At 71.7% G+C, this 26285-nt stretch carries 26 protein-coding genes; 18 read left to right on the top strand and 8 right to left on the bottom strand.

The window, feature by feature from the left end:
* From DPM19_RS00225 to DPM19_RS00200, 6 genes are all read left to right on the top strand, one after another.
* On the top strand, positions 1 to 1620 hold the full coding sequence (locus DPM19_RS00225; RefSeq protein WP_111862703.1) for a carboxyl transferase domain-containing protein: 1620 nt from the start codon (positions 1 to 3) through the stop codon (positions 1618 to 1620).
* Positions 1621 to 1628: 8 nt separating this feature from the next.
* Positions 1629 to 3611, top strand: a complete 1983-nt coding sequence (locus DPM19_RS00220; protein ID WP_111863309.1) for an acetyl/propionyl/methylcrotonyl-CoA carboxylase subunit alpha — start codon at positions 1629 to 1631, stop codon at positions 3609 to 3611.
* 4 nt (positions 3612 to 3615) lie between these two features.
* Positions 3616 to 4761: an acyl-CoA dehydrogenase family protein gene (locus tag DPM19_RS00215; RefSeq protein WP_111862702.1), complete on the top strand. Its 1146-nt coding sequence runs from the start codon at positions 3616 to 3618 to the stop codon at positions 4759 to 4761.
* Between the two features lie 103 nt (positions 4762 to 4864).
* Complete coding sequence (locus tag DPM19_RS00210; protein WP_158566659.1) at positions 4865 to 5662, top strand: SAM-dependent methyltransferase; 798 nt, start codon at positions 4865 to 4867, stop codon at positions 5660 to 5662.
* A 129-nt stretch (positions 5663 to 5791) separates the two neighbouring features.
* Positions 5792 to 6268, top strand: coding sequence for a MarR family winged helix-turn-helix transcriptional regulator (locus DPM19_RS00205; RefSeq protein WP_111862700.1), 477 nt, complete (start codon positions 5792 to 5794; stop codon positions 6266 to 6268).
* 20 nt (positions 6269 to 6288) lie between these two features.
* On the top strand, positions 6289 to 7803 hold the full coding sequence (locus DPM19_RS00200) for a DHA2 family efflux MFS transporter permease subunit (RefSeq protein ID WP_233509726.1): 1515 nt from the start codon (positions 6289 to 6291) through the stop codon (positions 7801 to 7803).
* Positions 7804 to 7869: 66 nt separating this feature from the next.
* Here DPM19_RS00200 and DPM19_RS00195 read toward each other — a convergent pair whose 3' ends face one another.
* Positions 7870 to 8760, bottom strand: coding sequence for a helix-turn-helix domain-containing protein (locus DPM19_RS00195; protein ID WP_233509725.1), 891 nt, complete (start codon positions 8758 to 8760; stop codon positions 7870 to 7872).
* Between the two features lie 84 nt (positions 8761 to 8844).
* On the bottom strand, positions 8845 to 9075 hold the full coding sequence (locus DPM19_RS00190) for a DUF397 domain-containing protein (protein WP_111862697.1): 231 nt from the start codon (positions 9073 to 9075) through the stop codon (positions 8845 to 8847).
* A gap of 216 nt (positions 9076 to 9291) precedes the next feature.
* Between DPM19_RS00190 and DPM19_RS00185 the strand changes: the two genes are divergently transcribed.
* Positions 9292 to 9831, top strand: coding sequence for an ATP-binding protein (locus tag DPM19_RS00185; protein WP_111862696.1), 540 nt, complete (start codon positions 9292 to 9294; stop codon positions 9829 to 9831).
* Positions 9832 to 9904: 73 nt separating this feature from the next.
* On the opposite strand, the gene DPM19_RS00180 is transcribed toward DPM19_RS00185, so the two are convergent.
* From DPM19_RS00180 to DPM19_RS00165, 4 genes are all read right to left on the bottom strand, one after another.
* A complete protein-coding gene (locus DPM19_RS00180) occupies positions 9905 to 11293 on the bottom strand; it encodes an alpha,alpha-trehalose-phosphate synthase (UDP-forming) (RefSeq protein ID WP_111862695.1) in 1389 nt (462 codons plus the stop codon).
* A 98-nt stretch (positions 11294 to 11391) separates the two neighbouring features.
* Positions 11392 to 12036 (bottom strand): response regulator, encoded by a 645-nt coding sequence (locus tag DPM19_RS00175; protein WP_111862694.1) that lies wholly within the window; start codon positions 12034 to 12036, stop codon positions 11392 to 11394.
* Positions 12027 to 13178, bottom strand: a complete 1152-nt coding sequence (locus tag DPM19_RS00170) for a sensor histidine kinase (RefSeq protein WP_111862693.1) — start codon at positions 13176 to 13178, stop codon at positions 12027 to 12029. Before DPM19_RS00170 ends, DPM19_RS00175 begins: the two co-directional genes overlap by 10 nt.
* Positions 13179 to 13180: 2 nt before the next feature.
* A complete protein-coding gene (locus DPM19_RS00165) occupies positions 13181 to 13819 on the bottom strand; it encodes a DedA family protein (RefSeq protein WP_233509724.1) in 639 nt (212 codons plus the stop codon).
* A 187-nt stretch (positions 13820 to 14006) separates the two neighbouring features.
* On the opposite strand from DPM19_RS00165, the gene DPM19_RS00160 reads away from it, so the two are divergent.
* Positions 14007 to 14822, top strand: coding sequence for an SAM-dependent methyltransferase (locus tag DPM19_RS00160; RefSeq protein WP_111862692.1), 816 nt, complete (start codon positions 14007 to 14009; stop codon positions 14820 to 14822).
* Here the strand turns inward: DPM19_RS00160 and DPM19_RS00155 are convergent.
* Positions 14819 to 15103, bottom strand: a complete 285-nt coding sequence (locus DPM19_RS00155; RefSeq protein WP_111862691.1) for a hypothetical protein — start codon at positions 15101 to 15103, stop codon at positions 14819 to 14821. The two genes, DPM19_RS00160 and DPM19_RS00155, sit on opposite strands and share 4 nt — an antisense overlap.
* Positions 15104 to 15495: 392 nt before the next feature.
* Here DPM19_RS00155 and DPM19_RS00150 point away from each other — a divergent pair, with 392 nt between their 5' ends.
* The 7 genes from DPM19_RS00150 to DPM19_RS00120 all read left to right on the top strand — a co-directional run bounded on the left by DPM19_RS00150 (position 15496) and on the right by DPM19_RS00120 (position 22499).
* Positions 15496 to 18987 (top strand): AAA family ATPase, encoded by a 3492-nt coding sequence (locus DPM19_RS00150; protein WP_111862690.1) that lies wholly within the window; start codon positions 15496 to 15498, stop codon positions 18985 to 18987.
* 121 nt (positions 18988 to 19108) lie between these two features.
* Complete coding sequence (locus DPM19_RS00145) at positions 19109 to 20005, top strand: SPFH domain-containing protein (protein ID WP_111862689.1); 897 nt, start codon at positions 19109 to 19111, stop codon at positions 20003 to 20005.
* 3 nt (positions 20006 to 20008) lie between these two features.
* A complete protein-coding gene (locus tag DPM19_RS00140; RefSeq protein WP_111862688.1) occupies positions 20009 to 20257 on the top strand; it encodes a hypothetical protein in 249 nt (82 codons plus the stop codon).
* Positions 20254 to 20871, top strand: a complete 618-nt coding sequence (locus tag DPM19_RS00135; protein ID WP_111862687.1) for a GOLPH3/VPS74 family protein — start codon at positions 20254 to 20256, stop codon at positions 20869 to 20871. Before DPM19_RS00140 ends, DPM19_RS00135 begins: the two co-directional genes overlap by 4 nt.
* Before the next feature lie 112 nt (positions 20872 to 20983).
* Positions 20984 to 21457 carry a luciferase domain-containing protein gene (locus tag DPM19_RS00130; protein WP_111862686.1) on the top strand — a complete coding sequence of 158 codons (474 nt, stop codon included), beginning with the start codon at positions 20984 to 20986 and terminating at the stop codon, positions 21455 to 21457.
* A gap of 180 nt (positions 21458 to 21637) precedes the next feature.
* Positions 21638 to 22072: an ATP-binding protein gene (locus DPM19_RS00125; protein ID WP_111862685.1), complete on the top strand. Its 435-nt coding sequence runs from the start codon at positions 21638 to 21640 to the stop codon at positions 22070 to 22072.
* 31 nt (positions 22073 to 22103) lie between these two features.
* The gene (locus DPM19_RS00120; protein WP_111862684.1) at positions 22104 to 22499 is read left to right on the top strand and encodes an ankyrin repeat domain-containing protein; all 396 of its coding nucleotides are present in this window, start codon (positions 22104 to 22106) and stop codon (positions 22497 to 22499) included.
* Here the strand turns inward: DPM19_RS00120 and DPM19_RS00115 are convergent, their stop codons facing one another.
* On the bottom strand, positions 22500 to 23567 hold the full coding sequence (locus tag DPM19_RS00115) for a mechanosensitive ion channel family protein (protein ID WP_111862683.1): 1068 nt from the start codon (positions 23565 to 23567) through the stop codon (positions 22500 to 22502).
* Between the two features lie 282 nt (positions 23568 to 23849).
* Between DPM19_RS00115 and DPM19_RS00110 the strand changes: the two genes are divergently transcribed.
* From DPM19_RS00110 to DPM19_RS00100, 3 genes are all read left to right on the top strand, one after another.
* Positions 23850 to 24386 (top strand): hypothetical protein, encoded by a 537-nt coding sequence (locus DPM19_RS00110; RefSeq protein ID WP_111862682.1) that lies wholly within the window; start codon positions 23850 to 23852, stop codon positions 24384 to 24386.
* 138 nt (positions 24387 to 24524) lie between these two features.
* Positions 24525 to 24791 (top strand): hypothetical protein, encoded by a 267-nt coding sequence (locus DPM19_RS00105; protein ID WP_111862681.1) that lies wholly within the window; start codon positions 24525 to 24527, stop codon positions 24789 to 24791.
* A gap of 225 nt (positions 24792 to 25016) precedes the next feature.
* A complete protein-coding gene (locus DPM19_RS00100; protein WP_111862680.1) occupies positions 25017 to 26264 on the top strand; it encodes a glycosyltransferase in 1248 nt (415 codons plus the stop codon).
* Positions 26265 to 26285 lie beyond the last annotated feature (21 nt).

The following is a 26285-nucleotide window of genomic DNA, read 5'->3' as shown; positions in this document are numbered from 1 at the left end:
ATGACCCTTGCGTCAGGAGACACCGTCGTCCTGGGCACCGGGGCCGATCCGGGCGGAGCGGAGTTCGACCGCAACGCCGAACACAACCGCGCCCTCGCCGCCGAGTTGCGCGACCGGGTCGCCGCGGCGGCCCTCGGCGGCCCGGAGGCCGCCCGGCGCCGGCACGCGGAGCGGGGCAAGCTGCTCCCCCGCGACCGGGTGGCCGGGCTGCTCGACCCCGGGTCGCCGTTCCTGGAGCTGTCGTCGCTGGCCGCGCACGGCATGTACGGCGACGAGGCCCCGGGGGCCGGCATCATCACCGGCGTCGGCCGGGTGGCCGGCCGCGAATGCGTGATCGTGGCCAACGACGCCACGGTCAAGGGCGGCACCTACTACCCGATGACGGTCAAGAAGCACCTGCGGGCGCAGGAGGTGGCCCTGCACAACCGGCTGCCCTGCATCTACCTCGTCGACTCCGGCGGCGCCTACCTGCCCCTCCAGGACGAAGTCTTCCCCGACCGCGAGCACTTCGGCCGGATCTTCTACAACCAGGCGACCATGTCGGCGCGCGGCATCCCGCAGCTCGCCGCGGTGCTCGGCTCGTGCACGGCCGGCGGCGCCTACGTCCCGGCGATGAGCGACGAGGCCGTCATCGTGCGCGGCCAGGGCACCATCTTCCTGGGCGGCCCGCCGCTGGTGAAAGCCGCCACCGGCGAGATCGTCACCGCCGAGGAACTGGGCGGCGGCGAGCTGCACTCGCGCGTCTCCGGGGTCACCGACCACCTGGCCGACGACGACGCCCACGCGCTGCGCATCGTCCGGTCGATCGTGGACACGCTGGGCCCGCGCTCGCCCCGGCCGTGGGAGACCGCCCCGCCCGAGGAACCGGTGGTGGCCCCGGCCGGGCTGTACGGGGTGGTCCCGCCCGACCCGCGCACGCCCTACGACGTCCGCGAGGTGATCGCCCGGCTGGTCGACGGCAGCCGGTTCCAGGAGTTCAAGCCGCTGTACGGGCCGACGCTGGTGACCGGGTTCGCCCGGATCCACGGCCACCCGGTGGGCATCGTGGCCAACAACGGCATCCTGTTCGCCGAGTCCGCCCTCAAGGGGGCGCACTTCATCGAGCTGTGCGACCGCCGCTCGGTCCCGCTGCTGTTCCTGCAGAACATCAGCGGGTTCATGGTCGGCCGCGAGTACGAGGCCGGCGGCATCGCCAAGCACGGCGCCAAGATGGTCACCGCCGTCTCCTGCGCCCGGGTGCCGAAGCTCACCGTGGTGATCGGCGGCTCGTTCGGCGCGGGCAACTACGCGATGTGCGGCCGGGCGTACTCCCCCCGGTTCCTGTGGCTGTGGCCGAACGCCCGCATCTCGGTGATGGGCGGCGAGCAGGCCGCGTCCGTGCTGGCCACGGTCCGGCGCGACCGGCTCGGCGACGGCTGGCCCGCCGCGGAGGAGGAGGCGTTCAAGGCGCCGATCCGCGAGCAGTACGAGCGGCAGGGCAACCCCTACTACGCGACCGCGCGGCTGTGGGACGACGGGGTGATCGACCCGCTCGACACTCGCCGGATGCTGGGGCTGGCGCTGTCGGCCGCCGCGAACGCGCCGCTGGAGCCGGTCGGCTACGGCGTCTTCAGGATGTGAGGGTGACGATGCTGGAGAGCGTCCTGGTGGCCAACCGCGGCGAGATCGCGGTGCGGATCTTCCGCACGTTGCGCCGGCTGGGCGTCCGTGCGATCGCGGTGCATGAGGACGCCGACGCGGCGGCCCGGCACGTGCGCGAGGCCGACGAGGCGGTGCGCGTCCCGTCCTACCTCGACGGCGCGGCGATCGTCGCGGCCGCCCGGGCGACCGGGGCCGTGGCGATCCACCCGGGGTACGGGTTCCTGGCCGAGAACGCCGCGTTCGCCCGGGCCTGCGCGGACGCCGGGCTGGTCTTCGTCGGCCCGCCCGCCGACGTGATCGAGGCGATGGGCGACAAGATCCGGGCCAAGAACACGGTGGCGGCGGCCGGGGTGCCGGTGGTGCCCGGCCGCGACGAGCCGGGCCTGTCGGACGCCGAGCTCACCGAAGCCGCCCTCGCCGTCGGCCTGCCGATCCTGATCAAGCCGTCGGCGGGCGGCGGCGGCAAGGGCATGCGGCTGGTCGAGGACGCGGCGGACCTCGCCGCGTCGATCGTCTCCGCCCGGCGGGAGGCCGCGGCGGCCTTCGGCGACGACACCCTGCTCGTCGAGCGGTTCGTCCCCCGGCCCCGGCACATCGAGATCCAGGTCATGGCCGACGCGCACGGCGCCGTGGTGCACCTGGGCGAGCGCGAGTGCAGCCTGCAACGCCGGCACCAGAAGATCGTCGAGGAGTCCCCCTCGCCGCTGCTCGACCCCGCGCGGCGGGCCCGGATGGGCGCGGCCGCGGTCGCCGCCGCCAAGGCGGTCGGCTACGTGGGCGCGGGCACGGTGGAGTACATCGTCTCCGCCGACCGCCCCGACGACTACTACTTCATGGAGATGAACACCCGGCTCCAGGTCGAGCACCCGGTCACCGAGGAACTGCTGCCCTGGGATCTGGTCGAGTTGCAGTTGCGGGTGGCGGCGGGCGAGCCGCTGCCGATGACGCAGGACGACGTCGCGCCGGACGGCCACGCGGTGGAGGCGCGGATCTACGCCGAGGACCCCGCCCGGGGCTTCCTGCCCACCGGTGGGCGGGTGCTGGCGCTGGCCGAACCGGCGGGACCCGGAATCCGGGTCGACTCCGGGATCGCCGCCGGCGACGAGATCGGCGGGGCCTACGACCCGATGCTCGCCAAGGTGATCGCCCGGGGCCCGGACCGGGCGACCGCGCTGGCCCGGCTGGACCGCGCGCTGGCCGGCTACCGGCTGCTGGGCCTGGCGACCAACGTGGCGTTCCTGCGCGCCCTGCTGGCCCATCCCGACGTGGCCGCCGGGCGGCTGGACACCGGGCTGGTGGAACGCGCGCAGGGCGACCTGGTGACCCGCGAGGTGCCGGACGAGGTGCTCGCCGCCGCGGCGCTGGAGCGGATGCTGGCCCTGGAGACCGGTGACCCCGACCCGTGGGCGATCCCGGACGGCTGGCGGCTGGGCGGCCCCGCCCGGACCACGTGGGTCATCACCCCGGCGGGCGGGTCCCCGGTCGAGGTGCACGTCCGCGGCCGGGCGCACGCCGCCGAAGTGTCCGTCGGCGGCGCCGATCCCGTACCCGCCGCGCTGCGCCCCGCCGGCTCCCCCGGCGAGCCGGACCTGACCTACGACCTGACGTATGAGCTGATGTACGCCGGGCGCACCCGGCGGTTCGGGCTGGCCCGCGACGGCGACACGGTGTGGCTGGGCCGGGACGGGCACGCCTGGGCGCTGGCCGAGCACGTACCGGGCGCGGCCGCCGCGGCGACGGCCGCCGGAGACGGGGTGGTGCGCAGCCCGATGCCGGGCACCGTGCTGGCCGTCCCCGCGCAGGTGGGCGAGGAGGTCGCGCAGGGACGCCCACTGGTCGTCGTCGAGGCGATGAAGATGGAGCACACCGTCACCGCGCCGGTCGCCGGGACGGTGGCCCGCCTGCCCGTCCGGGCGGGCGACCGGGTGGCCCTGGACGCCGTGCTGGCCGAGATCACCCCCAAGGAGTGAACCCATGATCGACTTTTCCCTGCCCGAAGAGCACGAGACGCTGCGGCGCACGGTGGAGCGGTTCGCCCGCGAGACGGTCGCCCCGGTGATCGGCGACATCTACGAGCGCGGCGAGTTCCCCTACGAGATCGTCGCGGCGATGGGCCGGATGGGCCTGTTCGGCCTGCCGTTCCCCGAGGAGCACGGCGGGATGGGCGGCGACTACTTCGCCCTCTGCCTCGCCCTGGAGGAGTTGGCCCGGGTGGACTCCTCGGTGGCGATCACGCTGGAGGCCGGGGTCTCGCTGGGCGCGATGCCGATCTTCCGGTTCGGCACCGAGGAGCAGCGCCGGCGGTGGTTGCCGGAGTTGTGCTCCGGCGAGCGGCTGGCCGGGTTCGGGCTGACCGAGCCGGGCGGCGGATCGGACGTCCCCGGCGGCATGCGGACCACCGCCCGGCTGGACGGCGACCAGTGGGTGATCAACGGGTCGAAGTCGTTCATCACCAACTCCGGTACCGACATCACCGAGTTCGTGACCGTGACCGCGCTGACCGGCGAGCGCGAGATCTCCACGATCATCGTGCCGAACGGCACGCCCGGCTTCACCGTCGGCCGCAAGTACTCCAAGGTCGGCTGGTCGGCCTCCGACACCCGCGAGCTGTCCTTCGACGACGTGCGGGTGCCGGCCGGCAACCTGCTCGGTGAGCGCGGCCGGGGGTACGCCCAGTTCCTGCGGATCCTGGACGAGGGCCGGATCGCCATCGCCGCGCTCTCGGTGGGGCTGGCACAGGGTTGCGTCGACGAGTGCCTGCGCTACGTCCGGGAGCGGGAGGCGTTCGGCCAGGCGATCGGCCAGTACCAGGCGATCCAGTTCAAGGTGGCCGACATGGAGACCCGCACGCACACCGCCCGGGTCGCCTACTACGCGGCGGCGGCCAAGATGCTGGCCGGCCGCCCGTTCAAGCGGGAGGCCGCGATCGCCAAGCTGGTGGCCTCCAACGCGGCCATGGACAACGCGCGGGACGCCACCCAGATCTTCGGCGGCTACGGGTTCATGAACGAGTACCCGGTCGGCCGGTTCTACCGGGACGCCAAGATCCTGGAGATCGGTGAGGGCACCTCCGAGGTCCAGCGCATGATCATTGCCCGGGAGTTGGGCCTGGGCGGGTGAGGGCGCACGCCGTCATCACCTGGTGACGTCCGGGGCGTGTGCCGGCCGGCGGCCATTGGTTTAGATTTGGTGGCAAAGGTGGGCTTCGTCCCAGGAGGTCGTGGTGCGCGAGCCGCATGAACTGCCACGGGAGATCGACACCCGCCTGCCCAACAACGCCCGGGTCTGCGACTACGTGGTGGGCGGCAAGGACAACTTCGCGGCCGACCGGCGCGCCGCCCACCGGCTGGTCAACGTGGCGCCGGAGACCCGGCGCCTGATCCCCGAGGGGCACGCCTTCCGCGCCCGCGCGCTGCGGCTCCCGCTCGCCGCGGGGGTTCGCCAGTTCCTGGACGTCGGCTGCGGGATGCCGACCCGGCGCGACGTCCACGACATCGTGCGCGAGGCGGCCCCCGAGGCCGCGGTGGCCTACGCCGATCTCGACCCCATGGTGGTCAGCCACCGCCAGGCGATGTCGGCGGGGCCGGGGCACCGGCCGATCGCCGTCCAGGCCGACGTCCGCGCGCCCGAGACGATCGTCAAGCATCCCGAGATCGCCGATCTGCTCGACTTCGGCGAGCCGGTCGGCCTGCTGCTGACCGGGGTGCTCCACCTCGTCGGGGACGAGGACGATCCCTGGGCGGTCGTGGCCGCCTTCCGCGACGCGCTGGCACCGGGTAGTTACCTGGTGCTATCCGACTTGACCGATGAATTCGACTCTCCGGGCATGTCGCCGCAGGCGTGGATCGACAAGTATCTCGGTATACCCCTGACGCTGCGCAACCGTGACCAACTCGTCCGGTACTTCGACGGCTTCGAGGTGCTGGAGCCCGGGCTGGTCGACGTCCTCGAGTGGCGCCCGGACGGCCCGCACCGCGCGCCGACCGGGTTGCTCGTGGGAGGGGTCGGCGTCAGGCGCTGACACCCGCCACCTACCATGGAATGACCCCGCATCCCCTCTTTGTCCTGCTCCGTGCTCGGAGCGGACGGGTTCCCCCTGGCCAGAAAACCCGTTGCGGAGGTTCCTTGCGTCTCAGATATATTTGCGTATGTGAAAGGAACATCCTCATCCGCCGACCGGCTCGCCGAGGGGCTGTTCGCCCTGTTCACCTACCTGAAGGCGTCGTCGCGCGACGACGCCTTCCAGCGGGTGATGGAGCTCGACCTGTCCATGTCGCAGGTCCGCACGCTCTTCTTCGTCGAGTCCGTCCCGCACGACCCGGCGCTGCACGAGGTCGCGGGCGGCATCGGGTTGTCGGTGGCCGCGGCCGGGCGAGCGGCGGACGCCCTCGTCCGCATCGGCCTCGCCGAGCGGCATGAGGACCCTTCCGACCGCCGGGTGAAAAGAATCACGCTCACCCCGGCCGGCCGGGACCTGGTCGAGCGGCTCACCCTCGCCCATCGCGAGGACCTGCGGCGGTTCGCCGAGTCCCTGACCGAAACGGAACGCGCCGCCCTCGCCGACGCGCTCGTTCCCGTGTTGAACCGCCCGGAGATCCGGGCACTGACGAACGGACCCTCCTGTTGAAATCCTCCTCTCCCCCCAATGTGACCGTCCCCACAGGCGGCCCACCCGAAGGCGGTGACGGCCTCGACCGCGGTGTGCTCGCCGTCGCCGCGGTCGTCGTCCTCGGCGCGGTCATGTCGATCCTCGACGTCACCGTCGTCAACGTCGCCCTCAAGCACCTGTCCGCCGACTTCAACGCGCCGCTGTCGACGATCCAGTGGGTCGCCACCGGCTACACGCTGGCGCTGGCCACCGTGATCCCCATCACCGGATGGGCGTGCGACCGGTTCGGCACCAAGCGGCTGTACATGCTGTCGATCGGGCTGTTCGTCATCGGCTCCGCGCTGGCGGGCGCCGCCTGGTCGGCGGAGTCACTGATCGTGTTCCGGGTGCTCCAGGGCCTCGGCGGCGGCATGATCATGCCGGCCGGCATGACGATCCTCACCCAGGCCGCGGGCCCGCAGCGGGTCGGCCAGGTGATGAGCGTGGTCGGCATCCCGATGCTGCTCGGCCCGATCACCGGCCCGATCCTGGGCGGCTGGCTGGTCGACGACATCTCGTGGCGCTGGATCTTCTACATCAACGTCCCGATCGGCGCGATCGCGCTGCTGCTGGCCTGGAAGATCCTGGAGCGCGACACTCCGCAGCCGACCCAGCGGCTGGACTTCCTCGGGCTGCTGCTGCTGTCGCCCGGCCTGGCCGCCCTGATCTACGGCCTGGCCACCGGCGCCGAGCGCGGTGCCTTCGACTCCGCCGAGGTGCTGGGCTTCACCCTGGGCGGTGCCGCACTGGTGATCGGCTTCCTGGTCCGGGCACTGACGGCGAAGGCGCCGCTGATCGACATCAGGCTGTTCAAGCGGCGCTCGGTGGCCGCCGCTTCCGGCACGATGGTCCTGTTCGGCTGCGCGTTCTTCGGCGCCATGCTGCTGATGCCGCTGTACTACCAGACCGTGCGCGGGGAGTCCGCGTTCGCCTCGGGCCTGCTGCTCGCCCCCCAGGGCATCGGCGCGATGATCACCATGCCGATCGGCGGCAAGCTCACCGACCGGGTCGGCCCCGGCCGGGTGGTGCTCGGCGGGCTGCTCCTAGTGATCGTGGGCATGTTCGGCTTCACCCAGGTCACCGCCGACAGCTCCTACTGGATGCTGGGGACCGCGCTGGTGGTCATGGGCATGGGCATGGGCATGACCATGATGCCGACCATGTCGGCGGCCTTCCAGAGCCTGTCCCACGACGAGGTGCCCCGGGCCAGCACCGCGCTGAACATCATCCAGCAGGTGGCCGGTTCCATCGGCACCGCCGCGGTGGCCGTGATCCTGACCAACGAGCTCACCGACCGGCTGCCCGGCGGCGCGGGCGAGGGCGGCGGGCTGGGCGCCGCCACCCAGGACATCCCCCCGGAGGTCCAGGCCCAGGTGGCCCCGCCGATCGCGGAGGCGTTCGGCAGCACCTACTGGTGGGCGCTGGCCCTGCTGATGCTCGCCTTCCTGCCCGCGCTGCTGCTGCCGCGCAAGCGGGCCGAGGTGCCGGCCGAGCAGCCGATGGTGATGCACTGATCGCACGGTGACGCCCTGAAGAGGACCCCCGGGGAAACACCCCGGGGGTCCGTCCGTTTCCGGTGGTCAGAGGCTGTTGAGGATGCGTGCGATGACGTCCTGGGTGGCCGAGACCGGCTCGGCGTCCAGGCAGAGCCGCTCCATCACCGCGAGGTAGCGCTCGATGTCGTCGGGCTTGTCCAGATAGAGGGCGCTGGTGAGCTGTTCCAGGTAGACGACGTCCGGCAGTTCGGGCTCGGCGAACCGCAGGATGCTGAAGGGGCCGCCGGCCGCCGCGTGCCCGCCACACTCGAAGGGCACCACCTGCAGGGTGACCCCGGGCAGGTCGGCGAACTCGGCCAGCCGCCGCAACTGGGCCCGCATCACCTCGCGCCCGCCGAGCGGCCGGCTCAGCACCGCCTCGTCGACCACGGCCCACAGGTGCGGGGCGTCGGGTCGGTCGAGGAGGCGCTGGCGAGCCATCCGCAGGCCGACCCGCTGTTCGACGTCGTCGGGGCGCACGTCGGGGTCCAGCCGCGCCACGGCCCGCGCGTAGTCCTCGGTCTGGAGCAGGCCGGGAACGAACTGCACCTCGTAGCAGCGGATGCGGGAGGCGGCCTCCTCCAGCCCCACGTACACCTCGAACCAGCCCGGCAGCACGTCGGAGTACCGGTGCCACCAGCCGGGTGTGTTGGTCTCCTCAGCCAGTGAGAGCAGCGTCGCCCGCCGGTTCTCGTCCTGCACCCCGTAGAGGGTGAGCAGGTCGGCGACGTCGCGGCCTTTGAAGCCGACCCGGCCCAGCTCCATCCGGCTGATTTTGGACTCGGATCCGCGGATCCGGTACCCGGCGGCCTCCCGGCTGTGGCCGCTCGCCTCGCGCAGCCGGCGCAGCTGGGCGCCGAGCAGGATGCGTTGGACGGTCGGTCCACCCCGTGGGGGGTCGGGCTGGTGATGGGCATGCGACGCTGCAGCGGTCACCGGAACTCCTGAAACGGCTGGACGGGTCAGTATCCCACCCGCCCAGGGCCGCTGCATAGTCGCTTGGTCCGTAATCCGGGCAGGTCAAGCGATCAGATGGTCGAAATCACCGTCCTTGGCCCCGCCCACGAAGGCCTCGATCTCTGCCCGGGTGTAGATGATCACGGGCCCGTGCGGGTAACGCGAGTTCCGGACGGCGATCTCGCCGGTGGGCAGTTCCGCCATCTCCACGCAGTTGCCGCTCGGGTTGCTGCGTCGGCTCTTTTGCCAGGTGAGCTCGCTCATCCGGCTGGCCGGCAGGCCGATGTCGTACATCAGTGTCCCCTCGTGCCAGTGCCCCACCCCGTACCCACTGTACGGAATGCACGTGCATCGGTTCTTGCAGACGCTCTTGCACCTGCACGGCATGAGGAGCAAGATAGCGAACACCCGATACAAGGCTCACCCGACCGCCCCTTACCTTCCGTCCCACCCACCCCTCGGTGCCCTGTGACCCCGCACGGCCACCCGCTGACCCCAGGGTTTTTCGTCATGATTCTTGACCAGGCAGACGATCTCGCGGCCTCGCCCACCGACGAAAGTCGTCACTGGTGGCTCACCACGCTCGCCCACGCCGACCGGCCCGCCGCCGGGTGGCCCACCCCGCCCTCGGGCAACCCGCGCACGGCCCGCCGGGTGCTGCGGGCGGCGATCGGCTCCCCCCGCGCAGCCCGCGAGTTCACCCGGGACACGCTGGCGGAATGGGACCTCACCGACCTGTTCGACGACCTCTCGGTGGTGGTCTCCGAACTGGTGACCAACGCGCTGCGGCACGGCCTGGGGGGTCTGCCCGAGAGCGCGCAGTCGCACCCCGTGCAACTGGTGCTGCTGGGCTACCGGCGCCGCCTGGTCGTGGTCGTCACCGACCCCGGAGAGCGCGTCCCCGAGGTCGTGACACCGGAGCAGTACGTCGAGAACGGCCGGGGGCTGCGGGTGGTCGAAGCGCTCAGCACCGCCTGGGGCTGGGCTCCCCTGCCGTCCGGCGGGAAGGCCGTCTGGTCGACGTTCGACCTGCCGCACACCTCAGCGTAGAGCTGGACCTAAACCGGGGTAATGGTCTGCCCGCAGACCGCCGGTCACCTCCTGGTCACCCCTCAGCGGTCCTTCAGTGTCCTTCCAAGGCCTCCAGGAACTCCCGGGCCCACCGGTCGACGTCGTGTTCGATCACCCGTCTGCGCATGGAGCGCATCCGCCGCGCCTGCTCGGCGGGCTCGGCGCGCAACGCGGTCAGCAGCGTCTGCTTGAGCCCGTCGATGTCGTAGGGGTTCACCTGGAAGGCCCGGCGCAACTCGTCGGCCGCGCCGGCGAACTCGCTGAGCACCAGTGACCCGTGCAGGTCCGCCCGGCAGGCGACGTACTCCTTGGCCACCAGGTTCATGCCGTCGCGCAGCGGGGTGACGACCATGACGTCCGCGGCCAGGTAGAGGGCGGCCAGCTCGTCGCGGTTGTAGGAGTTGTGCAGGTAGTGCACCGGCGGCACGCCGATCTGGGCGTGCTCACCGTTGATCCGCCCGACCAGCTGCTCGATCTCGTCGCGCAGCAGCTGGTACTGCTCGACCCGCTCCCGACTGGGCGTGGCGATCTGCACGAACACCGCCTCACCGGGCTTGAGCTCGCCGTCTTCCAGCAGCTCACCGAACGCCTCCAGGCGCTGGCCGATGCCCTTGGTGTAGTCGAGCCGGTCCACCCCCAGCAGGATCTTCGCACCGCCCAGGTCGGCCCTGATCTCCTCGGACCGCTCCCGCACCTCGGGCCGGGCGATCAGCTCGGCCAGTTCGCCGACGTCCACCGAAATCGGGAACGCCTGGGCCCGGACCTGCCGGTCGCCGACCTGGACGACCGGGCCCTGTGCCCGCCCGCTCTCGGTGATCCGGCGGGCCAGCCGCAGGAAGTTGGCCGCGGCGCCCGGCCGCTGGAAGCCCACCAGATCCGCCCCCAGCAACCCCTCGATGATCTGCCGCCGCCACGGCAACTGGTGAAACAGCTCCACCGGGGGAAACGGGATGTGCAGGAAGAACCCGATCCGCAGATCCGGCCGCAACTGCCGCAGCATCGCCGGCACCAACTGCAACTGGTAATCCTGCACCCACACCATCGCCCCCTGCGCCGCCACCCCCGCCGCGGCCTCGGCGAACCGCCGGTTCACCGCCACATACGCATCCCAGTACCGGCGCTTGTAGATAGGGGTCGCGATCACATCGTGGTACAGCGGCCACAGCGTGGCATTGGAGAAGCCCTCGTAATAGAGCTCCACCTCCTCCGCCGACAGCGGCACCGCGACGAGCGACATACCGTCCTCCTCGAACGGCTCCAGCTCCTCGCCGGGCGCGCCCGACCAGCCGATCCACGCCCCCTTGCGGCGCTGCATCACCGGGGCGATCGCGGTGACCAGTCCACCCGGGCTGCGTCGCCATGAGGCGGTCCCGTCCTCCCCGGTGACCCGGTCCACCGGAAGTCGATTGGCCACGACCACGAACTCACTAGCGTGCGACACGCAGGTCCCACCCCTTCTACCAGCGCCGATTCAGCGATCAGCATGCCCAAAAACGGGCATTTAGAACTTTGGCCACCGAAGCCCATGAATGGGTTATGTCACGCCCCGAGATAGCGGAGAACCGCCAGCACACGGCGGCTGTAGCCGGCGGCAGCCGGCAGATCGAGCTTGTCGAAGATGGCCGCCACGTGCTTCTCCACCGCGCTCTGCGACACGTGCAGCAGTTCGGCGATCGAGGCGTTGGTACGGCCCTGCGCCATGTGGTCGAGGACGTCCCGCTCGCGCGCGGTGAGCCGGCTCAGCGGGTCGGCCCGGGTACCGCGCGCCACCAGCCGGCGCACCACCTCCGGGTCGAAGGCCGCCCCGCCGGCGGCGACCCGCTCCAGCGCGTCCAGGAACTCGTCCACCTGCCCGACCCGGTCCTTGAGCAGGTAACCCACCCCGCCCGTGGCGTCGGCGATCAGCTCCGCGGCGTACCGCCGCTCGACGTACTGCGACAGCACCAGCACGCCCACCTCGGGCCAGCGGCGGCGCAGCTCCAGCGCGGCGCGCAGCCCCTCGTCGGTGTGGGTGGGCGGCATGCGGACGTCCACGACGACCGCGTCCGGGACGTCCCGGGCCACCGCGGTGACCAGGGCGGCGCCGTCACCGACGGCGGCGACGACCTCGTGGCCCTCCTCGGCGAGCAGGCGGGCCAGGCCCTCGCGCAGCAGGGTCGAGTCCTCGGCCAGGATCACCCGCACGGCAGCTCCGCGGTGATCGCGGTGGGGCCGCCCGGCGGGCTGTCCACCAGGAGCCGGCCGTCCAGCGCCGCCACCCGGCGCGCCAGACCGGCCAGCCCGCCGCCGGAGGGGTCCGCGCCGCCCGAGCCGTCGTCGTCGATCCGCACGACGATCATTGTGTCGCGCCGGGCCACCCGGACGGTCACCCGCCCGGCGCCCGAGTGCTTGGCCGCATTGGTCACCGCCTCGCAGACGACGAAGTAGGCGGCCGTCTCCACCGCCCGCGGCGGCCGGCCCGCCAGGGAGTAGTCGATCTCCACCGGGACGGCGGAGCGCTCGGCCACCGTCTCCAGCGCCGCCCGCAGGCCCTCCTCGTCCAGGGTCGCGGGGTAGACCCGCCAGGCCACCTCGCGCAGGTCGTCCATCGCCCGCTGGGATTCCTCGTGCGCCTGGCGGAGCAGTTCCGCAGCCCGGTCGGCGTCGCCCGCCCGGCGGGCGCGCCCGATCAGCATCGCCAGGGCCACCAGCCGCTGCTGGACGCCGTCGTGCAGGTCCCGCTCGATCCGGCGGCGCTCGTCGTCCACGGCCTCGATGACCTCGGCCCGGGTCACCGCCAGCTGCGCGATCCGGCGCTCGTACGCCTCCAGCGGGCTGGGTCCCAGGCAACGCCGCATCAGCCGGCGCTCCAGTTCGGCCACGCCGACCAGCCCCGCCAGGTCGAGGAAGAGCAGCACCGCCCCGGCGACCACCAGATAGGCCAGCATGAACGGCGTCGGCCGGATGCCTTCGGGGGCCTCGCCCCGGAGCCAGAGGACGGGCAGCGCCACCGCCACCGCCAGGCCGTATCCCAGCAGTACCAGCAGCAGGCCGCCCAGCAGGCCCAGCGGCACCCGCAGCACCAGGTAGGCCAGCGCCTGGAGTGGGCCGTACTCCTCGGCGGACCGGTCGCCCAGGAACACCGCCAGCCGGCGGCGCTCCAGTCCGGTCAGCCAGCGCGCGCCGGCGACCGTCACCCGGGGCATCATCCGCCGGCCGCGGGAGAAGACCAGGGCGTACGCCGTCCCCAGTGCCGTGAGGACCAGGAAGGCGAGTTCCACCGCCGCGGACACGGCGCCGAGCACCAGGCCCGTCGCCGTCCGCGGCACGCTCCCCCGGAGGCTCATGGTCATATTCGATCACGGGTGCGGCGGGCGGAGGCGATCCGCTGCGCCAGGAAGACCACCAGGAGCAGCGCGACGGCCGCGAGCACGCCCTTGGAGTACACGCCGACGTACTCCTCCACCCGGTGCCAGTGCTCGCCGAGCCGGTAGCCCGCGAGCACGAACACCGTGTTCCAGATCAGGCTGCCCAGGGTGGTGTAGGCCAGGAACACCGGCGGCGACATCCGCTGGACGCCCGCCGGGATCGAGATCAGGCTGCGGAAGATCGGGATCATCCGGCCGAAGAACACCGCCTTGGTGCCGTGCCGGGCGAACCACGCCTCGGTGCGGTCGAAGTCGGCGACCTTGACCAGCGGCAGCCGTTCGACCAGCGCCCGGGTGCGGTCGCGCCCGACCAGCGCACCGACCGCGTACAGCGCCAGGGCGCCGGCCACCGAGCCCAGCGTGGTCCACACGATCACCGCGAGCAGGTCCAGTTCGCCCCGGGCGGCGGTGAAGCCGGCCAGCGGCAGGATCACCTCGCTGGGCAGCGGTGGGAACAGGTTCTCCAGCGCGATGGCGAGCCCCGCCCCAGGGGCGCCCATCAGCTCCATCAGGTGGATCGCCCAGCCGGTGATACCGCTCGTCTCAGTGCCCTCGATCATGCGGAAAACGCTAGAAAGGCGGCTCCTCTCGCACCATGAAGCGGGCCGTCGCCTTTCCGGTGGTCTCCCGCAACGCGGGGGGTGTGGTTTTCCACACCCCGATAGCCGGATATGGCCATGCTTGACCCTGGTGCTGACTGGAATAGGGGTGAATGCGTAATCTCGAAGCCCCCGACGAAGGAGCCTCATGTCCCCCGAGGTCCCCGAGCAGGCCCCGGCCGGCATCGACGTCTCGACGCCGAGCTTCGCCCGCGTCTACGACTACTTCCTGGGCGGCAAGGACAACTATGCGGCCGACCGCCAGGTCGCCGACATGGTCATGCAGCTCGTCCCGGAGGCACCGGTGGTGGCCCGCGGCAACCGCAGCGCGATCGACCGGGCGGTCCGGTATCTGGCCGGCGCGGGCGGGATCGACCAGTTCGTCGACATCGGCTCGGGGCTGCCCACTGCGAGCAACGTGCACGAGGCCGCTTACCAGACCAACCCGGCGGCGCACACCGTGTATGTCGACAACGATCCGATCGTGCTCGCGCACGGCAGGGCACTGCTCACCGAGGTCGGGGTGGCCACGGTCATCCAGGGCGATCTGTACGAGCCGGAGAAGATCTTCAACGATCCGGCGCTGACCGCGTTGATCGACCTCGATCGCCCGGTGGGGATCATCCTCGCCGCGATCGTCCATCACGTGCCCGACGAGCGGGACCCGGCCGCGGTGGTCCGCGGGCTGCACGACTTCGTGGCGCCGGGCAGCCACTTCGTGCTCACCCACCTGCACGATTCCGGCGACGACCCGCGGATCGCGGAGGCCCGGAAGATCCTGCAGACCGGGCTGGGCGGCTCGTACTTCCGTTCCGCGGCCGAGGTCGCAGGGTTCCTCGACGGGTTGACGCTGCTGGAGCCCGGGGTGCGCCATGTGACCGAGTGGCGCCCCAACGGGCCGGCGGGACCGCTGGAGCACGAACTGCACACCCAGATGGTCGCCGCGATGGCCCGCAAGGACTAGAAGCTGACGGTCTCGCGGTACCGCTCGGCCCGGCGCTCGTGCTCGGCGAGGTAGTCGTCGCGCTCGATCTCGTCCTCGAACGAGATGACCGTGACCATGTTGTCGAGGATCGGATCCCCCTCCTCGTAGCGGTCGGCGAGCATCCTCGAATCGACGATCATGTACGGCATCCCGTCGCGCTCGGCGAGATAGGTGATCCACCCCGAGCCGCGGGCATGCGCCCGAGCCCGGGGGAACGCCGCCAGCACGTCGAAGGTGTAGCGGAACGTCTCCTTGCGCATGCGAGCCCTCCATTCGAGTTCAGCCGTCCCGTCCGGCCGGTGGTCACCGGAAAGCGGACGCGGCTCTCCCCGTATTGGGCCATCGCCGTGTGTCATCCATATATCCGAGCAGTTAAAGATAGCCCAACTACCGCCCGGTAAATTCTTTGGACCGCGCCATTTTCCGAAACCTCCCACCGGGGGCATCACCGCCATTTCCAGCGAAAGAACGTTCCAGAAATATCTGCTTTATCACGAAACGCCAGACCGCTCGCGGGTCCCGTCCGTCCCGGATGCGCGGCCGGGTCCGGCCGGAAGCGGGCTTCCGGAAGGTCCGATGCCGCATCTGGCTCCGGCACGTCGTCACAATCCGTAGGCTGTTATCCCTATTCGACCTGAGATGGGGGTTTGCCGTGGGCGAGCTGCGGTTGCCGGAGCACCTGAAGCCGTTGCTCAGCGACGAGCCGGTGATCGACGCCTACACCGAAGCGCCCCCGTGGCGGGTACCCGACGGCCGGCTGGAAGAGATCGCCGGGCGCATCGAGGCGCTGGTGAACGAGCCGCGCGCCCAGGAGCTCGTGCAACCCGACGAGAACTCCATGTGGGAGATGGGCAACTCCCCCGTCCTGTCCGAGCTGCTGTCGGTGATGGAGTTCCTGTTCGGCCCGGCCGCCCTGGTCACCGGCTCACGCAGCCACCTCAGCGTCGAGCTGTTCGGCACCTTCATGTCCAAGAAGCGATCGCCCAACCGCAGCCCGACGGGATGGGGCGTCTACACCACCCCCTGGCGCCCGCCGTTCCAGCGGCTCGGCGGTCTCGAAAGCCTCGAACGGGAGGACGCGCTGCTCCTGGCCCGCGACTGCCTGGCGGTCTTCGAGGGGCTGGAACCCTTCGAGCCGCGCCGCCAGGCACTGCTGCGGCTGCACGAGCGGCGCGCCGCCGACGCCGCGCAGCACAAGTTCGACCTGACCGCCGACGCCACGGCGCTCCCCGACGACTGGGCCCGGAACGCCGACGACGAGACGCTGGCGGCGATCCCCGAGTTCGCCGGCCCGGTCGGCCTGCTCGACTGGATCTGCGCGGGCCTGATCGCGTCCCAGGAGCGGCTGGAGCGGGCGGTACCGACCGGCAACTCGCTGGAGACCTCGCTGGCCCGCCTGGTGCTCCAGGCCGAGGTGAGCTCGCTGCCCAGCGAGCTGGGCCTGGTGTTCGACTCCAACCGGTACCGCGAGATCCACCGGATCTACCACGACGAGGCCGCCGACTTCCAGGGCGGCACCTGGTCCAACGGGATCCGGGCCTGGCTGGCGCGCGGGCTGCTCGCCGGCGAGGCCGACACCTGCCGGGCCTGGATGGACATGGCGCTGCGGTTCACCTCGGCGGTGAGCAGCTTCCCCGGCGAGCTGCGCGCGCCCGACTCCTTCTGGCTGCCGATCGTGGCCTTCCAGGACGACCTGCGCCGGCTGGCCCAGCCACACCGCCGGGTGGTCAACCCGCTGGTCCGCCGGCTGGCCGGGCCCAGCGCGGACGGGTCCCTGCTCGGCGGCCCCGGCGAGCGGCTGATCGGGCAGCCCGAGGTGGTCGAGGCCGTCCGCCGGATCGCGTACGGCACCGGGCCGGTCCGGCTGCTGATCACCGGACCGGACGGCACCGGCAAGCGCGACGCCGCCCAGGAGGTCGCCAAGCTGCTGGCGAGCCGGGGCTACACCGGCCGGCCCACCTGGCTGTCGGAACAGATGTTCATCGGCAAGGGCGTCCCCGGCGCGATCAACCAGGTCTTCTCCTCGGCCATGGAGTGCGACGACGCCGCGCTGCTCGTCCTGGACGGGCTCGACAACGTGGCCCGGGACCCGGTGGTCGGCGAGCCGGTGATCGAGGAACTGCACCGGATGCTCGACGTCCTCGACAACCTGCACGTGGTCGCGCTCGGCGAGGAGGGCGCGGAGACCCTGATCCGCCGGGTGAACCCCGCCATGATGCAGCGCTTCCAGATCGCCCGGGCCCGGCCGTTCGACGCGGACGGGCACGCCGAGCTGTTCCGCCGCGCGGTCGCCGAGCGCGGCGCGCGGGCCACGGACGACGCCGCCGCCGCGGCGGGCGGGATCCTGGTGTCCACCGCCCCGATCCGCAACCTGCGCAACGCCCGGCTGGCCCAGCGGCTGGCCGAGCTGGTCGTCCCCGCGGTCCGCGAACGTGCCAAGGAGGGGGCGGAGGTGGTGGTCACCGCCGCCGACCTCCCCGAACGGTTCGACCCGGAGGGCGGCGCGGCCGATCCCCGCGCCGAACTCGCCACCCTGGTCGGCCTGGCCGAGGTCAAGAACGAGGTCGACCTGCTGGTCGCCGGCGCCCGGGCCGCGCGGATGCGCCAGGAGGCCGGGCTGCGCACCGCCGCCCCGGTCCGGCACATGGTGTTCACCGGCAACCCCGGCACCGGGAAGACCGTGGTGGCCCGGCTGCTGGCCCGGATCTACCAGACCCTGGGCGTGCTGTCGTCCGGGCACCTGGTGGAGGTCTCGCGGTCGCAGCTGATCGGCTCCTACACCGGGGAGAGCGCCGACAAGACCCGGCGGGTGGTCGACCAGGCGCTGGGCGGGGTGCTGTTCGTCGACGAGGCGTACACCCTGATGCAGGGGGCCAACGAGGACTACGGCCGCGAGGTGATCAGCGAGCTGCTCACCCAGATGGAGCGGCACCGCGACGACCTCGTGGTGATCGTGGCGGGCTACGAGCGGGAGATGCAGCGGCTGCTGTCGGCCGACTCGGGGCTGGCCTCCCGGTTCCCGGTGTCGCTGCGGTTCGCCGACTACACCGACGACCAGCTCGTGCAGATCCTGCGCGCCCAGGCGGCCGAGGCCGACGTGGTACTGACCGACGGGGTCGAGGAGAAGGTCCGCGAACTGCTGCGGCGGGCGCCGCGCGGCCGGGCGTTCGGCAACGCGCGGCTGATGCGCAACCTGCTCGACCGGGCGATCGCCCTGCAGGCCCCGCGGGTGGTGGGCGGGACCGGCGCGGTCGGCGAGGTGCGGCCCGAGGACTTCCCCGACACCATCACCGGACGGATCCGGAACCGGCCGCAGGACGACCCGATGGGCACGCTGGACGCCATGGTCGGCATGGCCGAGGTCAAGAGCGAGGTGCACCGCCTGGTGGCCGAGGCGCGCAGCGCGGAACTGCGGCGCGACGCCGGCCTGACGCTCGCCATGCCGACCCGGCACATGGTGTTCACCGGCAGCCCGGGCACCGGCAAGACGGTGGTGGCCCGGTTGATCGCCGGGGTGTACGCCGAGTTGGGCCTGCTGTCGTCCGGCCATCTCGTGGAGGTGGGCCGGGCCGACCTGATCGGCGAGTACATCGGCCAGACCGCGCCGAAGGTGGAGGCCGCCGTCGACCGGGCGCTGGGCGGGGTGCTGTTCATCGACGAGGCGTACGCGCTGCACAGCCCGCTCGGCGAGGACTACGGGCAGGAGGCGCTGGCCACGCTGATCAAGCTGATGGAGGACCACCGGAGCGACCTGATGGTGATCGTGGCGGGCTACGAGGCCGAGATGAAGCGGTTCCTGACCGCCAACACCGGCCTGGCCTCCCGGTTCCCCCGGACGATCCGGTTCGCCGACTACACCGACGAGGAACTGGCGGCCATCCTGGAGCACCTGGCCGAGCGGGACGGGTTCACGCTGGAGCCCGGTTTCCGGGACGCGCTGCTGCTCCGGCTGGCGGGCGCCGAGCGCGGCCCCACGTTCGGCAACGGCCGGTTGATGCGCAACGTCCTCGACGAGACCATCGCCCGGCAGGCGCAGCGGATCACCGCCGGGCCGCGGCCGGCGGACGCCGAGATCCTGACCCTGCGCGCCGCCGACCTGCCCCCGCTGCCCAAGGGCGAGGAGCGGGTGGGCCTGTATCTCTGACCGTGCGCCCGAGGCCCCCGGAGCGGCCGGCACCGATGCGGTGCCGGCCGCTCCGGTGTTTTCGCGACTAGTAAAAGTGATATCACTTTGCTAGATTTGAGATAGACCTGAGGAGGACCCCATGACCATCGACATGCCGACCCCCCCGATCTCCGAGCGCCCCGCCCGCGACCGCAACGGCTGGCCCGTCCTCGCCCTGACCGCACTGGCGGCGCTGATCGCCACAGCGATGACCATCTTCGGCATCGCGCAGCTCAGCCCGGCGGGCTGGATCATCGCCGGGCTGGGCGTCCTGCTGCTGCTGGCCGCCCTGGTGGTGGCCTGCGGGCTGACCCCGGTGGCGCCCGGCGAGGCCCGGGTGCTCCAGGTGCTCGGCCGCTACTCCGGCACGCTCCGCACGGACGGGCTGCGCTGGGTGAACCCGATCTCCACCCGCGCCAGGGTCTCCACCCGGATCCGCAACCACGAGACCGGCATCGCCAAGGTCAACGACCTCGACGGCAACCCCATCGAGATCTCCGCGGTGGTGGTGTGGCAGGTGAAGGACACCGCCCGGGCCAAGTTCGGGGTCGACGACTTCGTGGAGTTCGTGGCCTTCCAGACCGAGGCCGCCGTCCGGCACATCGCCGGCAGCTTCCCCTACGACGCCGACGACCGGACCTCCCTGCGCGAGAACGCCGACGAGATCACCGCCCAGCTCTCGGAAGAGATCATGGCCCGGGTCGCCTCGGCGGGCGTGCAGATCATCGAGTCGCGGCTCACCCGGCTGGCGTACGCGCCGGAGATCGCCCAGGCCATGCTGCGCCGCCAGCAGGCGGGTGCCGTGGTGGCCGCGCGCAGCCGGATCGTCGAGGGCGCCGTCGGCATGGTCGAGGCGGCCCTGGCCCGGCTCACCGAGCACGAGGTCGTCGACCTCGACGAGGAGCGCAAGGCCACCATGGTGAGCAACCTGCTGGTCGTGCTGTGCGGTGACCGTGACGCCCAGCCCGTGGTCAACACCGGCTCTCTCTACCAGTGAACCGTGGCCACCGAACGCAAGAAGATCCTGCTCCGGCTCGACCCGGCGGTGCATGACGCGCTCGCCCGGTGGGCGGGCGACGAGCTGCGCAGCACCAACGCGCAGATCGAGTTCGTCCTCCGCCGGGCGCTGGCCGACGCGGGACGGCTGCCCGGCGACGTCGGGCGGATGCGCCGGCCCGGCCGGCCCCGCCGGGCCGAGCAGACCTCTCCGGACCACGCAGACCCCGACAAGGAGCACCCCTCGCCATGAAACCGCCCGACTCCCTGCCCGGCCGGCTCTTCCTGCTGGCCTACGACCTCAACAAGCAGCGCATGACAGCCCGCGACCGGCTCGGCTACATCCTGCGCGGAGCCGCGCTGACCGAGCTGTACCTGGACGGTCGGCTGACCGGCGACAAGCGCCCCCAGGCGGCGACCGACGGCGACGACCCCTACGGGATCCGCGGGCAGATCGCCGGGTCGCGGGCCCGTTCCTGGCAGTACTGGGTCCGCAAGGACAACCGGAAGATGGTCGCGACCGTCCGCGCCGAGCTGGCGGCCGGTGGCTGGATCCGGGTGGAGTTCCGGCGCAGGTTCGGGATCTTTCCCTGCCACCGGGTCACCGTGCGCGACCCGCGGGTGGTGAAGAACCTGTGGGGCGGCGCCTCGTCGGCGCTGCACGGCCGGCCGGTGGCGCGCGTGCACAGCTACGACGCCGCCACGGTGGCGCTGGCCGCCGCGGGCGGGCTGCGCACCGTGCTGCCGCGCGCCGACCGGCGCCGGCACCGCCGCCGCATCGCCGAGCTGACCGCGCGGAGCGGTCCAGCCGTCCCGGCGGTGCACAAGGCGGTCCAGACCGACCATCTGGCGGCGACTTCCGGCTGACGCCGCAGCCGGACACCGGCGCGGAATGGGAGGTGTCCGGCTTATGTCCATTCAGATAACGATTTCACTTCGAGTGGTTCCGTAACCTCGTTGCCAACGCGACCATGAGCGGGTGAGCGGTTACGGCAGAACCGGGACCTCGCTGGCCAATCAGGTGATCACGAAGATGATCGCCTGGCCCGGCATACGGGTGACCGGGGCCGAGTGCGGGGTCGGCCGCGGGCTCATCTTTGGAACGCAACAAATCGTGCACCTCCACTCCGGGGACGAGGCCGAGCTGCGCCTCGTCCCGGAGATCGTCACGCGGTTACGAGACGCGCTGGAGGACTCCGGCCGGGCCGTGGTGAGTCCCGGCGGGGCCTGGGTGACCGTCCATCTGGACAGCGAGTCCGACGTGACGCTGGTGCTCACGCTGGCCAGTGTCGCGATCAAGGTCCAGACCGAGAACGCCGCCGCCGCCCGGCAGTGGTCCTGCGGGGTCGCGAGCGACCCACGGGACCGGCTGTACCGGATGGCCGCCCCGCTTCCCGGCCGGTGGCCCATCCGCCCCGCCGACCTGAGGGAGCCCTCCAGAGATCCGGCGTGAGCCTTCGCTCCGGGGGCGGCGGTGAAAGATGAGCACCATCTCCGTGATCTTCACCGCGCGTACGCCCTGGTCACCGCCGATAACCGCCTTGATTGAACTAGTCCGTCCGGTACGGCTGGTTTGACCCTCCTTGATCGGGCAGCTCATGAGAGTGAACCGGACAGGAGGAAACGAGGAATCGTGGACATCCAGCTTGCGCTGCGCCTACCGAGAGACGCCGCGAGCGTGCCCGTCATCCGGCGACTGATGGACGCCGCACTGGCGGTGCTCGGCGCGGACACACACTCCCGTACCGACATCCAGCTGATGCTCACCGAGGCGTGCACCAATGTGATCAAGCACGCGCGGGAAAGCGACGAATACACCGTTCAGGTCGACATCGTCGACGAACGCTGCGTCATCAAGGTCCTCGACACCGGCGGCGGCTTCGACCCCGGCCGCACCGACGGGACGCCCCCCGCCCCCACTTCCGAGAACGGCCGAGGTCTGCTGATCATGAAGGCGCTCGCCGATGACGTCCGATTCACCGTCCAGCAGGACCACGGCGCGATCGTGCGACTGGAAAAATGCCTGCGGTTCGCCGAGGACACCCCCGGGCACCTGCTCGCGGGCTGACCCCGCCGCGGGAGCAACTACCGTGGAATCCATGGAGGAGATCGACTCGGAGCTGGTGGATTTCGCGACCAGGATGTTCGCACTGGCACGAGCGGGCGAGACCGAACGGCTCTCCGCCTACGTCCGGGCCGGGGTCCCGGTCAACCTCAGCAACGATGCGGGCGACACGCTGCTGATGCTCGCGGCCTACCACGGGCACGCCGAAACCGTTCAGGCGCTGATCGACCTGGGCGCCGACCCCGACCGGCCCAACGACCGGGGGCAGCGCCCGCTCGCCGGGGCCGTCTTCAAAAAGGAGCCCGAGGTGGTCAAGGCCCTGCTGGCGGCGGGGGCCGACCCCCAGGCGGGCCACCCGTCGGCGGTGGACGCCGCCCGGATGTTCGGCCAGACCGAGTTCCTCGCCTGGTTCGACGCCCCCGCCGACTGATCAGCCCGTGCCGAGACGTTCCATCCCGGGGACGTCACCGGGGTCGCCGTCGAAGACCAGCTTGCGCACCGGCAGCGGAATGTCGATCCCCTCGCGGCGGTAACGCAGGTGCAGGCGCTTGACGAACTCGTGCCGCACCCGGAACTGGTCCTCGAACTCGCGGGTGCGCAGGATCACCGTGAAGTCGATGCTGGAGTCGCCGAAGGTGTGGAAGCGCACCAGCGGCTCGTGGTCGGGCACACCTCCCTCCACCTCGCGCATCACCTCTTCCGCCACCTCGATGGTCACCCGCTCCACCTGCTCGAGGTCGCTGCCGTAGCCGACCTTGGCCTGGAGTAGCAGCCCCATGTCCGGGGCGGGCACGTTGTAGTTGGTGAGGATGGCGTCCGCGAACTTGGCGTTCGGGATGATCACCAGGTTGTCCGTCAACTCGCGGATCGTGGTCTTGCGCCAGTTGATGTCGACGACGTAGCCCTGCTGGCCGGTGCTCAGCCGCACGAAGTCGCCGGGCTCGATCGTCTTGGAGGCCAGGATGTGCACCCCGGCGAAGAGGTTGGCCAGGGTGTCCTGGAGCGCCAGCGCGACCGCCAGGCCACCGACGCCCAGCGCGGTCAGCAGCGGGGTGACCGACACCCCCTGGCTCTGCAGCAACACCAGCAGACCGACGACGATCACCACGGTCCGGGTGATGTTGGCGAAGATGGAAACCGACTGGGCGACCCCGGACCGGGCCAGGGTGACCGACGAGACGACGCCCGCGGCCAGCCGGGCGACGGCCAGCGAAACGGCCAGGACGACCAGGGACCACAGGACCCGGGCGATGACGTCCTGGACCCCGTGCTGGAACTCGATGATCCGCACGGCGGCCCAGGTGCTCCCGGCGACGGTCAGCACCAGGACCAGGTCGAGGACCAGCCGGACGATGAGGTCGTCCCAGGCCCAGCGGGTGCCCGCCGCCCGATGCGTCAGCCGGCGCAGCACCGCGCGCAGTACGAAACCGATCAACAGGGCGGCCACCACCACGACGGCGGCGATGGCGACCCTCCCCCAATCCAGCGGATCAGGCACCGCGCACCTCTGTCACTCGACCTCTCCCTCCCGAAAATGATCTTTCACTACAACCCGGCCGATCGTAGCGATTACCGGCGTACCGGGCAGGCGGGTCGGGCCAAACCGCATGGCGGGTCGCTTACTCACGAATCCGCTAGTGAAACGGCTTCAACGACCAAGAAAACCCCTCTAACTCACCCTTAGTTATTTATCCACTACGGTGCGTGTTTTAGCGTAAACGCCGGGGTAGAGGTGGCTGTGAGTCGCGGAGCGATCATCACCGCGACGGGAGGGAAGCACATGAACAAGCTGCACCGCCTCGCGGTGACTGGGATCGTCGCCACCGGCCTGTCCCTCGGTGTACCAGGACTCGCGATGGCCGACACCGTCCACAAGGGGAAGAATCAGAGCGCTGGTGTGACCGGCGCCTTCTCACACAAGACCGCCACAGAGACCGGCCAGGGTCTCCGACAGGCACAGCTCGGCTGCGGCTGCCGCCGGTGCCACAAGCACCGGCGCTGCCACCGCGGCCGCCACTTCAACCGCGGCTTCGGCCGTGGCGGCGGCCGCGGCTTCGGCCACAAGAAGCACTTCGTCCGGGAGAGGTTCGGCCGCGAGGAGGCCCGCGGGCACGGCCGCGGCCGCGACCACCGACCGCAGCAGGTCTTCCTCCAGGAGCGAACGGGCTTCGAAGAGGCGGACCGTGACCACCGCGACCGCGACCACCGCGACCGCGACCACCACGGCCACGGTCCGGGCACCTTCTTCGGCACGAAGGCGGAGTTCGCCGGCCCGTGGGGCGCCTGGTCGACCGGGATCTTCAGCGGGGCCGACTGAGCGGCGCCCCGCTGAGGTGGGGAACCGGTGCCGACCGGTCTGGTACAGGCCGCCGACCACCGGTTCCCAGGCCGCGGGCCCGGCGCACCGCATGCCGCCGGGCCCGTGGCCACAGCGCTCGACGCGAGGGAGGCTCCGATGAAGAGCGCGATCTGCCATGTCATCACCGTCACCACCGTCATCGCCGTCATCGCCGCGACGGTTATGGCGGCCGGCTCGTCGGCCCCGGCCTCGGCCGACACCAAGTTCGAACGCAAATGGGCCGTGGCCGGCCCCAACGGGGCCCGCCACCACCTGGTCCGGACACAGGTCAAAAACGGCCGGGTCTACTACATCCACACGATCCGTATCGTCGGGCCGAACGGCTCCAAGGTGGTCCGGACCGTGAGCCGGGCACGTCCCTGAGGGCCGCGGGCGCGGGGGCCGCGCACGGACGGACCCCCGCGCCGTGGAACCGGTCGCCGGGCGCCCACGTCCCAGTCGGCAAGCCCGCCGGCACCGCTGTGACGCGGAACACTTCGGTGTTCCAGGTTTGATATCGTCCCGTCCCGGAAAGAATGATCGCCGAGTGGGTGTCTAAGACGCAGACACCTCCTGGTTTCCCGTTGAGTGAATCCCGGAGGCTGCGCCATGCCCGTTTCTCTTGCTCCCCTGCACATCGCCCTGGTCTCGACCTCCCTCGGCCGCGTCGAGGACACCCAGTCCCTGCACGTCGTCGAACTCGCCCGCGAACTGGGCCGCCAGGGCCACCGGGTGTCCCTCTACACGCGGCGGCACGACGACGCCGCCCGCGACCGCACCCGGCTGGGGCAGGGCGCCACGATCCACTACCTCACCGCCGGCCCCGCCCGCCCGCTGCGCGACGACGAGGTGCTGCCGTACCTGCGCGAGTTCGGCACCGAGCTCGCCCGCCGGCTGGCCGGCACCCGTCCCGACCTCGTCCACGCCCACGGGTGGACCGGCGGCCTGGCCGCACACGCCGCCGTCGAGGGAACCGGCCTCCCGCTGGTGCAGAGCTTCCACGGGCTGGGCATCGCGGCACGCCGCGACGGCCTCGCCCCGCACCCGGCCCGCGAGCGGCTGGAGCGGGTGCTCGGCCGGACCGCCGACACGATCCACGCGTGCAGCGCCGACGAGGCGGACGACCTCGTCCGGATGGGCGTCCCGCGGCGCGCCATCCGCACGGTGCCCTACGCGGTGGACGGCGAGCGCTTCCGCGAGACCGGCCCGACGATGCCCCGCGGCGACCGGGCCCGGCTGGTGGCGGTCTGCTCCGACCTGGCCTGCGGCGGGCTCGACACCGCGATCCGCGCCCTGGTGCACGTTCCGGACGCCGAACTCGTGATCGCGGGCGGCCCGTCCCGGGACGACCTGGAGAACGACCCGGTCGTGCACCGGCTCCGGCTGCTGGCCAAGGAGGTCCACGTGGACGACCGGGTGATCTTTCTCGGCCGGCTCCCCCGCAAGGACGTTCCGAAGCTGCTGCGGTCGGCCCGGCTGGCGCTCAGCCTGGCCCCGCACCGGCCCTCGGCGCTCGCGGCGCTGGAGGCCATGGCCTGCGGCGTGCCGGTGGTCGCCACCCCGGTGGGCGGCAACGCCGACACGGTGCTCGACGGGGTGACCGGCCTGCACGTGCCGGCCCGCCGGCCCGCCCAGATCGGCCGGGCGATCCGCCGGTTGCTCGCCGAGCCGACCACGGTGGCCGGCTTCGCGATCGCCGCCGCCGACCGGGCCCACTCGCGCTACTCCGTCGAGCGGATCGCCGCCGAGACGGCCCGCGCCTACGCCCGGCTGCTGCCCGACCCCGAGCCGGAGGTCGAGGTCGACGGCGAGACCGATGTGGACGCGCCGCGGGAGCCGGTCGGCGCGACCGCCTGACCGCCCCCTCCTGGACCAGGA

The organism is Actinomadura craniellae, from assembly GCF_003289645.1.
Lineage (GTDB): Bacteria > Actinomycetota > Actinomycetes > Streptosporangiales > Streptosporangiaceae > Actinomadura_D > Actinomadura_D craniellae.
The sequence above is the reverse complement of the archived record's forward strand: the minus strand, read 5'-3'. Positions and strand labels throughout refer to the sequence as shown.

Excerpts from the sequence above, each read along its gene's own strand:
- DPM19_RS00190 (WP_111862697.1), bottom strand. The coding sequence starts at position 9,075 with ATGTACGACATCGGCCTGCCGGCCAGCCGGATGAGCGAGCTCACCTGG.
- DPM19_RS00120 (WP_111862684.1), top strand. The coding sequence starts at position 22,104 with ATGGAGGAGATCGACTCGGAGCTGGTGGATTTCGCGACCAGGATGTTC.
- DPM19_RS00145 (WP_111862689.1), top strand. The coding sequence starts at position 19,109 with ATGACCATCGACATGCCGACCCCCCCGATCTCCGAGCGCCCCGCCCGC.
- DPM19_RS00155 (WP_111862691.1), bottom strand. The coding sequence starts at position 15,103 with ATGCGCAAGGAGACGTTCCGCTACACCTTCGACGTGCTGGCGGCGTTC.
- DPM19_RS00215 (WP_111862702.1), top strand. The coding sequence starts at position 3,616 with ATGATCGACTTTTCCCTGCCCGAAGAGCACGAGACGCTGCGGCGCACG.
- DPM19_RS00105 (WP_111862681.1), top strand. The coding sequence starts at position 24,525 with ATGAAGAGCGCGATCTGCCATGTCATCACCGTCACCACCGTCATCGCC.
- DPM19_RS00160 (WP_111862692.1), top strand. The coding sequence starts at position 14,007 with ATGTCCCCCGAGGTCCCCGAGCAGGCCCCGGCCGGCATCGACGTCTCG.
- DPM19_RS00185 (WP_111862696.1), top strand. The coding sequence starts at position 9,292 with ATGATTCTTGACCAGGCAGACGATCTCGCGGCCTCGCCCACCGACGAA.
- DPM19_RS00135 (WP_111862687.1), top strand. The coding sequence starts at position 20,254 with ATGAAACCGCCCGACTCCCTGCCCGGCCGGCTCTTCCTGCTGGCCTAC.
- DPM19_RS00110 (WP_111862682.1), top strand. The coding sequence starts at position 23,850 with ATGAACAAGCTGCACCGCCTCGCGGTGACTGGGATCGTCGCCACCGGC.
- DPM19_RS00100 (WP_111862680.1), top strand. The coding sequence starts at position 25,017 with ATGCCCGTTTCTCTTGCTCCCCTGCACATCGCCCTGGTCTCGACCTCC.
- DPM19_RS00170 (WP_111862693.1), bottom strand. The coding sequence starts at position 13,178 with ATGAGCCTCCGGGGGAGCGTGCCGCGGACGGCGACGGGCCTGGTGCTC.
- DPM19_RS00165 (WP_233509724.1), bottom strand. The coding sequence starts at position 13,819 with ATGATCGAGGGCACTGAGACGAGCGGTATCACCGGCTGGGCGATCCAC.
- DPM19_RS00220 (WP_111863309.1), top strand. The coding sequence starts at position 1,629 with ATGCTGGAGAGCGTCCTGGTGGCCAACCGCGGCGAGATCGCGGTGCGG.
- DPM19_RS00225 (WP_111862703.1), top strand. The coding sequence starts at position 1 with ATGACCCTTGCGTCAGGAGACACCGTCGTCCTGGGCACCGGGGCCGAT.